Source organism: Capnocytophaga leadbetteri (genome assembly GCF_003054025.1).
In the GTDB taxonomy this organism is placed as follows: Bacteria; Bacteroidota; Bacteroidia; order Flavobacteriales; family Flavobacteriaceae; genus Capnocytophaga; species Capnocytophaga leadbetteri.
In genome coordinates this window covers 147545-161459 of sequence record NZ_QBKG01000004.1, presented here as the reverse complement: position 1 = coordinate 161459, position 13915 = coordinate 147545, and the positions used below count along the sequence as shown (strand labels likewise).

The following is a 13915-nucleotide window of genomic DNA, read 5'->3' as shown; positions in this document are numbered from 1 at the left end:
TTCTCTAAACTTCTACCATCCAGGGTTTTGTCTGTAGCCTACTAACTGAAGTTGGTCGGTAGGTAGCGGATATAAATATTGTTTATCATTCCAAACACGGCCAGTTAGAGGAAGTGAAGGATACATTATCAAATAGTTATTGCTATCTACAGGTAGATTAGCTACTCCCGATCTGGCAGGGTATAGTGCTTTTAGGGCAGCGGTAAGTTTCATACCTCTGATAGTTTTAGGATTTTCTATCAATTTTCCTGCTTTCCAACGTACTATATCATCAAAACGGAAACCTTCTCCTATTAATTCAATACGGCGTTCTCTGCGAATTTCGTATAGTAGAGGGGTTACTGTATAGCCGTAGTTATCGGCATTAGCATCAGCACTCACTGTAGTGGTTAGGTGTGGCATACCCACACGGTCTCTTAGCTTGTTGATGCTGATATCCAAATCACCTTGACTCAAAGTTCCTAATTCATATTTAGCTTCTGCGTAGTTTAACAGTATTTCTGCGTAACGGAATATGAATAAATCCAAATCACTTTGCTGAGCTATCCATTGTTCTGGGTCGCTTGAGCGTCCTTTTATAAACCAATAACCAGAGCTTGTTTGTCCACTACCTACAGCAGGCAGGGTTACTACTTGTTGTCTTGTAGGGTCAGGATTTTCTGTCCATACAAATCCTGGGGTAGCAACTGTCTGTGCATAGCGAGGGTCGCGGTTAGCAGCTTCTCCTGCAGGAGTGGTATCGTCATAGGTAAATGAAGTACCACTAATAGGCTTACCATCAGTAAATAGGTAGTTTTCCATAAAGTCTTTGCTACAGCCGGTACTATTTTCACCCGCAGTACGAGTATAACCGTGGGTACCTATCCCTTGTATATAGGTGCGTGCCATTATAGCCTCACTATTGGTAGAAAGGTCTTTTTGTATAAACAAATTGCGGTAATCCTTTGTCGGATTTCCTGTGCTATACACTCTATATCTGCCTGAGTTTATAAGAGCTTGCGAAGCATCTGCTGCTGCTTGTAGCCAGCTTGTCTCATCACCTAATCCGTGATATTTCCTAAAAGTACCTTCCCATAGCGCTATTCTCGATTTTAGTGCTAAGGCAGCATCCTTATGTAGGCGTCCAGCTTCTGCCGATGCTTTTGCAGGCAAATGTTGTACCGCAAAGTCCAAGTCTTCTAATACTTTCTCCATCACTTGCTTATGTGGTACTCTAGGACCGTAGATAATAGGCGAAGCGTCGTTTACCTTAGTCAAAACCAAAGGCACATCACCAAAGGTCTTTACTTTATCCCAATAGTACAATGCTCTGAAGAAACGCACTTCTGCAGCAAATTGTTCTTTGTGCAAACCTGTTGAGCGGCTGTAGTTGTCTAAGAAAAAGTTACAGTTATAAATACCATTCCAATCTCCTGTAGACCAACCTCCTCCTGAAGCAGGCACTGTATAGTTCCCTGCCAAAAAGGTATTCACATTTCGGGGCACCATATTGTCAGAGTCGCCATCGTTATAGATAAGAATTTGCACTGGCAAACTACCGTAAAAACGATTAGCAAAAATCTTCAAGTCATTATCTGTGTTGAAGTACCCCTTTTCGTTAAATGAATCAGGTGGATACTTATCCAAAAAATCGTCATTCTTGCAAGCGGTTTGGCTTAAGCTCGCCAACAAAATACCCGCAAATACTATGTGTTTATATAGATTTTTCATTGTTTATGTTTTTTATGTTTAGTACTAAAAACGTGCTTGTAAGCCTAACGTTACGATACGGTTGATAGGATAATCTTGCGATAGCAACTCTGGGTCGTATGATTTAAGTAGCTTAGTCCATTCGCAAAGGTTCTGACCTGTCACAAACAAACGCAAATTTTGTATTCCTACGCGTCCCATTACATCTTTTGGTAATGTATAACCTATAGTTATTTGTTTAAGGCGTATGTACGAAGCATCTTGCATATAGCGTGTTTGAGTATTCATATTACCTCCACCAAAACGTAAACGTGGGTAATAAGCATCTCTGTTATCAGGTGTCCAGTGGTCTAACTGATTAGTAGCAGGTACATCCCATTCGTTAGTAAAGCCCCAGAAATAAGCACCTCCAAGTACCGCATCGCGTTTGCCTACTCCTTGGAAGAAGACTGTAAAGTCGATGTTCTTATACTCACCTCCTAAGTTCAAACCAAATGTATAACGAGCTTGCGAATTACCGATAATTTTTCTATCACCAGGGTTGTCTAACGTATTATTACCCCAGTCAATTCTGTTGTTACCATCTTGGTCTTTATACTTCACGTCTCCCGCTAACCATCTGTAGTTCCCTAATCTCGAATTGTCTACAGCAGCAGCTTCAGCATCTGTTTGATACAAACCTTCTGTTTCATAACCCCAAATTTCTCCTATCTCTCTACCTACGTAGTAATGACCCAAATCGTTAGTAGGGTTAAGGTCGTATTTGGTGATAAACGAACGGCTATCTGCTAAGTTGAAAGATACGTTATATTTAAAGTCTTCTCCTATCTTGTCTTTCCAACCTAATACCAACTCAAAACCTTTAGTTTCTAGGTCAGCTGCGTTACGTTGAGGAGCTCCTGTACCCAATACCGCTGGTAGAGGTATACCACTTACTAACATTCCATTAGTATTACGAATATAGTAGTCAAATGACCCTGTAAAGCGGTTGTCAAAGAAACCAAAGTCTACCCCAAAGTTGCGAGTCGCTACCTCTTCCCAAGTAAAGTTATTACTTACTAAGCCAGGAGCTGAAACGTATGGCAATTGTTGGGTACCAAATATATAACCTGTTTTAGTACCATATCCCATTGTAGGTAGATAAGGGTAAAGTGCAGATACTTGTTGGTTAGGCAGTTTACCGTATGAAGCTCTTAGTTTCAAATCGCTTACAATAGTATTGATAGGTTCAAAGAATTTCTCTTTAGAAATACGCCAACCCAAAGAAGCTGACGGACTAAATACATAACGGCTTTCACGGCTAAAGCGTGATGAACCATCATATCTACCATTTACCTCTACCAAATATTTTTGGTCAAACACATAGTTCAATCTGAAGAAAGAACCTATCAATGCCCAATCGCTTATGCCGCTACCTACTGATGGTTTTTCATCGTTGTTAAGTTTCAAAAACGGATAGTCTTGGTTTACTAAGTTTTTAGTCGATACACTGAATGATTCATTGTGTTTTTCTTCTTGGTTGTACCCCACCATTGCCTTTACATAATGTTTTTCAGCAAAAGTATTTTCGTACTGAGCGTAAATATTAGCTGCCTGATACAAATCGTGACTATTGTTTTCTGACACTCTCGAAGGGTTATTGTGTGGGTAATAACCCAAATCAGTTGCTTTCAGAGGGTCGTAAATGCTTGTGCCATCAGTAGGAGCTCCGTATTCTTTAAATTGCTTTACAAAGCTCTTACCATTGTAGTGATACGGATTCCAAGTGTAATCACCTACTATTTTCACGTGTTTAATAGGGGTAAGGGTAAAGCCGCTAGTTATCCAAATATCATCTGATTTATAAGTACTTCTACCTCCTGTTGCTATTACCGCAAAAGGGTTAGTAAAGTTTCCTTGTCCTGAGAAGTGTCCATCAGGGTGATATACAGGCATCAATGGTTTTACGTCTGTAGCAAAACGTTCTGGCGAGAAACCTAAACCAACATCTGAAGGCTGGTTGTTATCTTTGTGATTGATGGCAGATTTTAAGTGAAGTGATAACCACTTAGTAATATCAGTATTTAAGCTAAGGGTTACGTTATAACGTTCAAATTTTTGTTTAGCGGCTTTAAATAGCCCATCTTGGCTAAACATACCTACTGAAGCCAAGTAAGTAGTCTTTTCACTACCTCCTGAAAGAGATACGTTGTGCTGTGCTTGCGGAGCCCAACCTGGGAACATCTCTTTCACCCAATTGGTATTGCCCACATATCTGTATTTTTTAGGGTCATTAGGGTCAGGATATACTGAATTGGCAGGAGTCGGATTGTTCAAATATTCTTGTGCTTTTTCAAGGTCTGTTTGAGTGAAGTTTTGAGACCCTGTTCTACCACCTGATATTCTTCCTGTATTATCTGCCTCCATATACATTTTTAGATAGTCTACAGAGTTTACTAAGTCAGGTAATCTAGTAGGTCTTGTGATAGAGTAGTCGGTAGAGATATTTATCTGCATAGGAGTACTCTTTTTACCTTTTTTAGTAGTGATAAGCACCACCCCAAAAGCAGCACGTCCCCCGTAAATAGCAGCTGAAGCAGCATCTTTTAGTACAGTTACGTTCTCTACATCATTAGGGTTGATTTGGTTAGGGTCCATTTGTACTCCATCTACTAACACTAATGGCGAACCACCGTTAATAGAGGTAAAACCCCTAATGTTAAATGAAGAGCCAGCCCCTGGGCGACCGTTAGAGGTGCTGATGTTCAAGTTCGGAATAACCCCTTGTAGTCCTTGTCCTATAGTAGTAAGCGGACGGCTTTCAAGTACTTTAGCATCTACTGTCGCTATAGCTCCTGTTAAGTTTTCCTTTTTCTGAGTACCATACCCTACAACCACTACTTCAGTAAGTTCTTGGGTACTTTCTTTTAGTACTACACTAAGCGAAAGGCTTTTACCACTTCCTGCCACTTTTTTAGTTTGGGTAGTATAGCCTACTGAACTAAATTCAAGTACATCACCGGCTTTAGCCTGCAATTCATACTTACCATCAATGTCAGTCGAAGTACCGTGGGTAGTGCCTTTCACCACTACTGAAACCCCTGGCATCGGTAGTTTGCTTTCATCAGTAACTGTCCCTTTTACTGATATGGTTTGCGCTAAAGCTGCACTAAAACAGCAACCTAACACAAACCAAATGACTGTTAAAAATTTTACTTTCATAAGTTTGGTTTTATTAAAATGAAATTACGGCGGTAAAAGTACAGCCCTTTTTTTATATAAGCAAATATTTTGTTAATTATTTTATTTCATTTAACAAAATAAATTCTTAACAAATTGAAATACAATCAAAATCCGAAAGTAAAATAAAGAATTTAGAAGATGTAAAAATTAAAAAAACGAAGAGAACAATATAAGAAGAGTAAACAATGAGCGAACAATGAGCGAACAATGAGCGAACAATAAGCGAACAATAAGCGAACGATAACCGAATAATTCTCCCACTCGTCCCACCCGTCCCACCCGTCCCACTCGTCCCACCTGTCCCACTCGTCCCACCTGTCCCACTCGTCTCACCCGTCCCACATTTCTGCCCGTGCGGCTCGCACTCCAAATTAAATTTTGCCAATTCAAAAAATAGTAGTACCTTTGCACCGATATAAAAAGAGAAAGGCAGCAGGAGTTACCGCTCCCACTGCCTACCCATTAATAAGTAATTTTAATGAGGAATTTCTTTTTAGAAATTCTTATCAAAATCTTAATGAGCTTGAAGCTAAAGTTGAGGTTTACCTTCATTTTTCTCATTTTATATCGCAAAACACCTGCCCGTCTTGCATTGGCACCTTTGGCTTTCAAAGGTGCTGCAAAGGTAGGATACGCTAATGGCTTTAGCAAAATTTTGCCAATTCAAAAATTAAGGTTGCTTGCGTCTGCAAGCAACCTTTTTCAATTTGCTAATTTCCTAATTTCTGCAAGTTCTTCTTTCAGGTGCGCTACATCGGCTTCCAGCTCAGCTATTTTTTGGTAGTTCGTCACAGGGTCGAGGAACTCAAACGAAAGATGCATCTTACACTCCCATATCTCCTTCACATCTTCTATATGTATAGATAGGTGCGGATAGTCGCGGTTGTCCGACTTGCAATACAGCGTACCATACTTACTGATGCTATTCACCACGCGCTTCACTATCACCCCATCATTAGCCGTCACCACCACACACACGCGGTTGTTAGAGAGCGTATCCCAATCTTCAACAAACTTCCCCACCACATAACTACTGTCTTGCAAAGTAGGGTACATCGACAGACCGCTCACCTGAAACATACGGTAAGTACCATTTTGCATAGTAGGCAGACTATAGGTAGGTAGCTGCTCTATGAAGCGCTCATCGTCATATCCATTCAGGTACCCCGCTTGCGCACGCACAGGCACTAACGGAATGCGGTCATTATCGCGGTCATCTACCACTATCACCTTAGGCACCAAACTGCGCCCTTCCACCTTTATAGGTTTAATAATCTCCACTCGGGGCAACGACGGCAATGCACCCCCCGACTTTAGCATTTCGCCTTTTCCGGTGATAAGCCACTCCACATTCAGTTTAGGGTATTTCTCTAAAATCGTATTGAGTTTGTCAATGCCAATATTCTTCGAGATACTATTGATGTAGCCATTCGAGGCGTTTATTTCCTTCTCAAAAGCCGAAATAGTAAGGTTTTGGGCTTCTATAAATTGTTTTATTCTTTCTTTTACATTCATATACAAACACTTAAATACCAAAAGCAAAATTTTTAGAGAATTTCTTTTATAAAAATTTGCACAATAGAGAATATCTCTATACTTTTGCCTTGTAAAAAAGAGGGGACAAAAAGTTGCGACAAAAATACAAAACAATTGATAATTAACAACTAAATAAGATAAACAACAATGAAATCAACAAAGAAAACAAGCAAGAGCTATCAAGTCGAGAGGATGTTGATAGAGAGTCACCATTCGCGTCAGCAGAACTTAGCGCTGCGGGACAGAGCGGTGATAGAAGAATTTAATCGTCACGATGCCCGCTACATCCCCATCACCGTGATATGGCGCGAATTCATTCACCCCAAATTTTTCATCTCCCGACAGACTTTATACAGAATACTCAACCGCGAAATTTAGAAATCGACAAATTGGCAAATCGACAAATTGACAAATCGACAAATTGACAAATCGACAAATTATTTTTTGTAATTAAAAAAAAGTTCGTACCTTTACCGAAATTTTAGTACAGCTCACATTTAACCCTATCGGTCTAATTTATGAAAGACTTTAAAATAAGATTGCTAAAAAGTTTTTCGTGTATGCTGACCATCACATCTCCCCCTTTGAAGGGGGCTGGGGGGATGTTACAAACCGACAAATTAAATTAAAAAAATAGTAAGAATTATGACAAAATTTAGAACTGAGTCCGACCTTATTGGCGACTTACAAGTGCCTGCAGAGGCATACTACGGAGTGCAAACCCAACGTGCTATCGAAAACTTCCGCATTACCGGAACTAAAATGGGCGACTATCCTGAGTTCGTAAAAGCCATCGGCTACGTGAAGTTAGCGGCAGCACAAACCAATCACGAACTTGGGCTTCTACCCGACACCCTGCTAAAGCCTATCAGCCAAGCCTGCGAAGAAGTGATAAGCGGCAAGTTCGACAACCAGTTTTTGGTTGATATGATTCAAGGGGGCGCAGGTACCTCAGTGAATATGAACGCTAATGAGGTCATTGCCAACCGCGCGTTAGAGATTATGGGCTATGGACGTGGCGAATACCAACACTGCTCGCCTAACGACCACGTAAACCAGTCTCAATCTACTAACGATGCCTACCCTACTACCGTGAAGTTGGCTGTTATTAAGATGAACAAAAAGCTCATCGAACGCCTATCATTGCTCATCGAGGCATTCCGTCAAAAAGGAAAAGAGTTTTCTGATGTTATAAAGATGGGGCGCACCCAGCTACAAGATGCCGTACCTATGACTTTAGGTCAAGAGTTTGAAGCCTTTGCAGCCAACCTCGAAGAGGAAATCGCACGCCTACAAAGCAACGCCAAACTTTTCTTAGAAATCAATATGGGCGGTACAGCTATTGGTACAGGGCTTAATGCTCCTAAGGGCTATGCTCAGCTATGCGCTCAGAAGTTAGCGGCTCTCACAGGCGAAGCCTTCGTTACAGCAGCCAACCTTGTAGAGGCAACCCCCGACACAGGTTCGTATGTAATCTACTCTTCTGCCCTAAAACGTATGGCGGTAAAACTATCAAAAATATGCAACGACTTGCGTTTGCTCTCTTCAGGCCCTCGTGCAGGTTTAAACGAAATCAACCTACCTAAGATGCAGCCAGGGTCATCAATTATGCCAGGCAAGGTAAATCCAGTGATTCCCGAGGTAGTAAACCAAGTGTGCTTCAAGGTGATAGGCAACGACCTAACGGTTACCTTTGCAGCCGAAGCAGGACAGTTACAGCTAAACGTAATGGAGCCAGTGCTTTGCCAATGTATTATCGAGTCAATCGTATTCTTAGAACGTGCTATCGACACCTTGCGCACTAAGTGTATAGAGGGCATCACAGCCAACCGCGAAGTTTGTCTCAATATGGTGAAACACAGTATAGGTATTGTTACCGCGCTCAACCCACATATTGGGTATAAGAACAGCAGCAAGATAGCCAAAGAAGCGTTAGAGAGCGGCAAGTCAGTCTACGACTTAGTCCTTGAGCACAAACTGCTATCTAAAGAAGAACTCGACCAAATCTTAGACCCCAAAAATATGATTTAATAAGGTCTTTAGTGATGAATCGTTAGTCGTTAGCAGTCAGCATTCTAATGACTAACGACTCGTTACTAACTACTAATTCAAAATTTTCTTCTCCGTTTTATAAAATTTGGAACGATTTTGGCTGTGTATTTTTACGCATAAGAATCTTAATGTATCTTTTTTATGAAACGCTTATTATTAGTAAGTTTGCTACTTTCGGTTTTTGTTACCGCTTGTTCTGATAGCAAGGGGGGCGAAACCTATCTGCCTGCCTCGGTAGGCCCTATTAACAGCTTAGCTGTAGTAATTGATAACGACCTGTGGGAAGGGTCAGTAGGCGATACTATACGCCGCTACTTCGCTGCCCCTATCGACGGACTTCCTAATGAAGAACCCACTTTCTCCCTTCACCAAGTGCCTCCCCAAGTATTCGAGGGCAACACACGCAACAGCCGCAATGTGCTGATAGTCAGCCGTGGCAATCAGCCACAAGGCGCTATTAAAGAGAATGTGTATGCTAAACCTCAGGTAGTAGCCATTATCGAGGCTAAGAAAGTGCGCGACATTGCTTGCAAAATAGAGGAATATCACCGCCTATTTATCAATGCTTTCAAAGAAAACGAATTAGCCGAAACGCGTCATCGTTTTCAGAAATCGCTCAATACCGAAACCGAATACACACAGGCTCTGGGGGTAAAGCTACAGATGCCTTCTTTCTATAAAATAGTAAAACACGAAAACAATTTCTTCTGGATAGAGCGCCCTATCAAAGGGGGTCGTGCAAGTGTTATCCTTTACGAAATGCCGCTTAAGAGCATTCCCACTGACGAAGAGGGACGTGCTAAAGCGATTGTAAAAATGCGCGACTCGATAGGCGAAAAGTACATTCCCGGACCTGAAAAAGGAATGTATATGGTTACCGAAACCTATCTAGCACCCAGTGTAAGCGAAGTAAAGATAAAAAACCATTTTGCTTTAGAGAGCAAAGGCTTGTGGGAGGTAAAAGGTTTTGCTTTAGGTGGCCCTTATATCAACTACATTATTGAGGACAAAGCCAAGAACCGCCTATTAGTTGCCGAGGGCTTTCTGTATGCGCCAGGCGTATCAAAACGCGATGTACTATTTGAACTCGAAGCTATTATCAAATCAATTAGCTTTAATGATTAACAGCTATTTGGTAATTAAAAAAAATAATGTACTTTTGCACTATAAAATGATTTTGACATACAACCAATAAAAGTTATAACTCCCTCATTCCCCCTTTGGAGGGGGCAGGGGGAGGTCAAAAGACAAACCAACAAAAATTATAGCTACCCATTCCCCCTTTGGAGGGGGCAGGGGGAGGTCAAAAGACAAACCAACAAAAATTATAGCTACCCATTCCCCCTTTGGAGGGGGCAGGGGGAGGTCAAAAGACAAACCAACAAAAATTATAGCTACCCATTCCCCCTTTGGAGGGGGCAGGGGGAGGTCAAAAGACAAACCAACAAAAATTATAGCTACCCATTCCCCCTTTGGAGGGGGCAGGGGGAGGTCAAAAAAGAACCACCAATGCCAAACATTATACCTTATAACCCTAAACTCAGAGAGTTTGCTCGATATTTACGCAATAACAGTACTTTATCTGAAGTACTTTTATGGAAAGAAATCAAAAACAAAGCTTTAGGAGTAGAATTTAAGCGACAAGTACCTATATTAGAGTATATAGTTGATTTTTATTGCCAAGAATTGAAGTTAGCTATTGAAGTAGATGGTCATATACACGATTTCAGATATGTAGAAGATAAAGTTCGACAAGAGCAAATAGAGCAATGGGGAATAACTTTTATTCATTTCTCAAATGAAGATATTAAAACAAATATGTTTAGTGTAGTACTCTCTTTAGAAAGTAAAATAGACGAACTAAAAAAGATAACCTTTTCTGAGGAATAGGTAGCTAACACCTTTACTCAGTTATAAAAATTAAGAAATACAACAATTAACAACATAAAATATATGAATATTTTTTTAGGAATGGTAGGGCCTTGGCAAGTAGTAATTATTGTAGCCCTTATATTATTGCTTTTTGGGGGCAAGAAAATCCCTGAATTAATGCGTGGTTTAGGCACAGGCATCCGCGAGTTTAAGGACGCCACTAAAGACCCTGCTAAAGACAACGAGCAAATTAGCAAATCAGACAACGAACAAATCAACAAATCTGCAAATTAACAGATTGACAAATCGACAAATTGATATTATGCTTTTAACAACAACACCTACAATCGAAGGACATCCTATTAAGCAATATTTAGGCATCGTTACTGGCGAGACCATCATCGGGGCGAATGCTATTAAGGATTTTATGGCGGGGCTTACCGACTTTTTCGGTGGGCGCTCTACTACCTACGAAAAAGTACTTATCGAAGGCAAAGAAACTGCTTTAAAAGAATTACAACAGCGCGCTGCAGCCCTCGGTGCTAATGCAGTGGTCGGCATCGACCTCGATTACGAAACCGTAGGGGCTAATGGGGGTATGCTAATGGTAACCGCTAGTGGCACAGCCGTACAAGTATAATTAGCTCATCTGCGAATTGGCAAATCAACAAATCGGCAAATCGGCAAATTGGCTAACCAGCAAATTGCTCTCTTGGTACGCTACGGCTAAACGCGACTTGCCGTGGCGTGGCACAGCCGACCCCTATAAAGTCTGGCTCTCCGAGGTTATCCTCCAGCAAACGCGCGTAGTACAAGGGCTCCCTTATTACGAGCGATTTATCACTCATTTCCCTACCGTATCCGATTTAGCAAAGGCTTCAGAAGAAGAGGTGCTAAAGTTATGGCAGGGCTTGGGCTACTACTCACGCGCTAAGAATCTACATCATACCGCTCAGCACATAGCCACAGTGTTGGGGGGTGTTTTCCCTAAAAGTTATCAAGAACTTGTAAAACTCAAAGGCATAGGCGATTACACTGCCAGTGCCATTGCTTCTTTCTGCTATAACGAGCCTTGTGCAGTAGTCGATGGCAATGTATATCGCGTATTATCACGCCTCTTTGGGGTGCAGACGCCTATCAATACCCCTGCTGCTGCCAAAGAATTCAAAGCCTTAGCCAATGAGTTGTTAGACAAGCCTCGGGCAGGCGAATACAACCAAGCCATAATGGAGTTTGGCGCAATCGTCTGCACCCCTCAGTCTCCCGACTGTGCTAACTGCGTATTGCGCGACAGCTGTTGGGCTTGGGCTCATAATCAGGTAGGTGTTTTGCCTGCCAAACTCAAGAAAATCAAGATAAAGCAGCGTTACTTCAACTACCTCGTATGGCTGAGTGCCGATCAGCAAACCCTCCTTCAGAAGAGGGAAGGCAAAGATATATGGCACGGACTCTACGAATTTCCGCTTATCGAAACCTCTACGCTCCTCTCTGCTGCTGCCCTTACTGAGCTGCTAAGAGAGCAACACCCCCTCATCACTCCTTATTTGTATAACGAAAGCCCTGTTGTGCATAAGCTCACGCACCAGCACATACACACCTCGTTTTGGGTACTTACCACCCACTCTCCACTCGAAAAAGGCATATCTATCAGCCAGTTAGAGCGCTATCCTGTATCGGCTCTTACCGCAAACTTTATCAAAAACTTTTGGAAGTTATAAAAAAAATCGTACTTTTGTAACATCTTTTAACCCCATAACCCAATTTACCAATGAACGGATATGTAAATAAAGTTATCCTTGTCGGACGCATAGGCGAGGCAATAAAGCTAACCTATTTCAGCGAAGGCAATTGCGTAGGTCAGTTCAGACTCGCTACCCACGAAGAGTATACTAACCGCAATACTAATGAGCGCGTAGAGCACACCGAGTGGCACAATATAGTGGTACGCAATAAGCTGGCTGAAGCCATAGAAAAGTACACCCAAAAAGGCGACCTTATCTATTTAGAAGGACAGTTGCGCACACGCTCTTGGCAGGCTGAAGACGGCAGTCCTCGCTATATTACCGAGGTAGTAGTAAGCGATATGAATCTGCTGCCCAATATGCGCGCCCCTAAAGCTGCTACCCCACCGCCGGTAGCTGGCACCCCTACTACTCAATCGTCGCCTGAGTTAGATGCTAATGGAGTGCCGTTTTAATGTATAACGAAATTCTTTTATTTTGGAAACAGAACCCCTCTCGGCATCGTTGCTGATGCCCTTTTTAACCGTAGATATTGCGCTGATAGTACAATTTGCTATTTTTTGCTTACTGCTGCTCTGCTCTGCTATCATCTCTGGCTCCGAAGTGTCCTTATTTTCGCTCTCGCCTACTGAAATAGACGAGCTGAAAGAAGACCATAATTCTGCCAATAACCTGATAGCCAAAATGGTAGAAAACCCTAAAAAGCTGTTGGCTACCGTACTCATCGCTAATAACTTGGTCAATATCTCTATAGTGCTTATCTCACCAGAGCTGACCAACTTTGCCTTCGGAGGCATCAAAAACCCTATATTGCGCGATGTGATGGATATTGGGTTGGTAACCTTTGTGCTCTTGCTATGCGGCGAGATATTGCCCAAAATTTACGCTAACAGAAATAATTTAGCTTTCGCTAAGAGAGTGGCCTACTTCATCTATATACTCGATACCATTTTCACCCCTATCAGCCTACCGATGAAGTCTTTCACCGTATGGATTCAAAAGCGATTAGGCAAAACTAAGAGCAATATATCAGTTGGGCAACTTTCGCAAGCCTTAGAATTGGCATCAGAAGAGGATACTACCAATGAAGAAAAGAAGTTATTAGAGAGTATCGTATCATTTGGTAATACCGAAACCTGCGAAGTGATGGTGCCCCGCGTAGATATTTTTGCTCTCAGCGAGGATACCCCTTTTAGCGAAGTGTTGAGCGAGATAGTAAAAATAGGCTACTCGCGCATACCCGTATACCGCGAAAATTTAGACAATATTACAGGGGTTATCTATATCAAAGACCTGTTGCCTTATATCGAAAAGACTGATTTTGAATGGACTAAGGTAATGCGAAAAGCTTTCTTCGTGCCTGAAAATAAGAAGTTAGACGATTTGCTCAGCGAGTTCCAAGAAAAGAAAATACACTTAGCCGTAGTGGTAGACGAGTATGGCGGCACTTGCGGTATCATCACTTTAGAAGATATTATGGAGGAAATAGTAGGTAGCATCAATGATGAGTTTGACGATGATGATGTTACATACTCTAAGATTAATGATCACACCTATATTTTTGAAGGCAAGACTGTGTTAAAAGATTTTTACCGCATCGTAAAGATGAACGATGAAAACATCTTGCTTTTTGATGAAAAAAGAGGAGAAGCAGAGACCTTAGCAGGCTTTTTGCTCGAAATATCAGGCAACTTCCCTCAAAAAGGCAAACCTATTGTGTTTCACAACTATAGTTTCACCGTAGAAGCCTTCGACAAACACCGAATAAAGGAAATTAAAGTAAAAATTAACAGTTAATTGAC

The 13915-nt window shown here is 41.6% G+C and carries 13 protein-coding genes; 9 read left to right on the top strand and 4 right to left on the bottom strand.

The genetic code is table 11. The features are described from left to right. Positions 1–12: 12 nt before the first annotated feature. The 4 genes from C8P65_RS05665 to C8P65_RS05645 all read right to left on the bottom strand — a co-directional run bounded on the left by C8P65_RS05665 (position 13) and on the right by C8P65_RS05645 (position 6426). Positions 13–1710, bottom strand: coding sequence for a RagB/SusD family nutrient uptake outer membrane protein (locus C8P65_RS05665; RefSeq protein ID WP_107781964.1), 1698 nt, complete (start codon positions 1708–1710; stop codon positions 13–15). 24 nt (positions 1711–1734) lie between these two features. Then, positions 1735–4890: a SusC/RagA family TonB-linked outer membrane protein gene (locus tag C8P65_RS05660; RefSeq protein WP_107781963.1), complete on the bottom strand. Its 3156-nt coding sequence runs from the start codon at positions 4888–4890 to the stop codon at positions 1735–1737. A 168-nt stretch (positions 4891–5058) separates the two neighbouring features. Continuing rightward, the gene (locus C8P65_RS05655; protein WP_211305885.1) at positions 5059–5253 is read right to left on the bottom strand and encodes a hypothetical protein; all 195 of its coding nucleotides are present in this window, start codon (positions 5251–5253) and stop codon (positions 5059–5061) included. 360 nt (positions 5254–5613) lie between these two features. Continuing rightward, on the bottom strand, positions 5614–6426 hold the full coding sequence (locus C8P65_RS05645) for a S24 family peptidase (RefSeq protein WP_107781961.1): 813 nt from the start codon (positions 6424–6426) through the stop codon (positions 5614–5616). Between the two features lie 213 nt (positions 6427–6639). Here C8P65_RS05645 and C8P65_RS05640 point away from each other — a divergent pair, with 213 nt between their 5' ends. From C8P65_RS05640 to gldE, 9 genes are all read left to right on the top strand, one after another. Further along, positions 6640–6825 (top strand): hypothetical protein, encoded by a 186-nt coding sequence (locus C8P65_RS05640; RefSeq protein ID WP_107781988.1) that lies wholly within the window; start codon positions 6640–6642, stop codon positions 6823–6825. Positions 6826–7092: 267 nt separating this feature from the next. Further along, positions 7093–8478, top strand: a complete 1386-nt coding sequence (gene aspA, locus C8P65_RS05635) for an aspartate ammonia-lyase (RefSeq protein ID WP_107781960.1) — start codon at positions 7093–7095, stop codon at positions 8476–8478. Between the two features lie 162 nt (positions 8479–8640). Then, positions 8641–9624 carry a DUF4837 family protein gene (locus tag C8P65_RS05630; protein WP_107781959.1) on the top strand — a complete coding sequence of 328 codons (984 nt, stop codon included), beginning with the start codon at positions 8641–8643 and terminating at the stop codon, positions 9622–9624. A gap of 384 nt (positions 9625–10008) precedes the next feature. Next, positions 10009–10389, top strand: coding sequence for an endonuclease domain-containing protein (locus C8P65_RS05620; protein ID WP_107781957.1), 381 nt, complete (start codon positions 10009–10011; stop codon positions 10387–10389). A 63-nt stretch (positions 10390–10452) separates the two neighbouring features. Then, positions 10453–10665, top strand: a complete 213-nt coding sequence (locus C8P65_RS05615; protein WP_107781956.1) for a Sec-independent protein translocase subunit TatA/TatB — start codon at positions 10453–10455, stop codon at positions 10663–10665. Between the two features lie 28 nt (positions 10666–10693). Next, positions 10694–11011, top strand: coding sequence for a YbjQ family protein (locus C8P65_RS05610; RefSeq protein WP_009390047.1), 318 nt, complete (start codon positions 10694–10696; stop codon positions 11009–11011). Positions 11012–11027: 16 nt separating this feature from the next. Continuing rightward, positions 11028–12089 (top strand): A/G-specific adenine glycosylase, encoded by a 1062-nt coding sequence (gene mutY, locus C8P65_RS05605; RefSeq protein ID WP_211305884.1) that lies wholly within the window; start codon positions 11028–11030, stop codon positions 12087–12089. Between the two features lie 50 nt (positions 12090–12139). Next, on the top strand, positions 12140–12568 hold the full coding sequence (locus tag C8P65_RS05600; RefSeq protein ID WP_107781955.1) for a single-stranded DNA-binding protein: 429 nt from the start codon (positions 12140–12142) through the stop codon (positions 12566–12568). A gap of 55 nt (positions 12569–12623) precedes the next feature. After that, complete coding sequence (gene gldE / locus C8P65_RS05595) at positions 12624–13910, top strand: gliding motility-associated protein GldE (RefSeq protein ID WP_107781954.1); 1287 nt, start codon at positions 12624–12626, stop codon at positions 13908–13910. Positions 13911–13915: the final 5 nt, after the last annotated feature.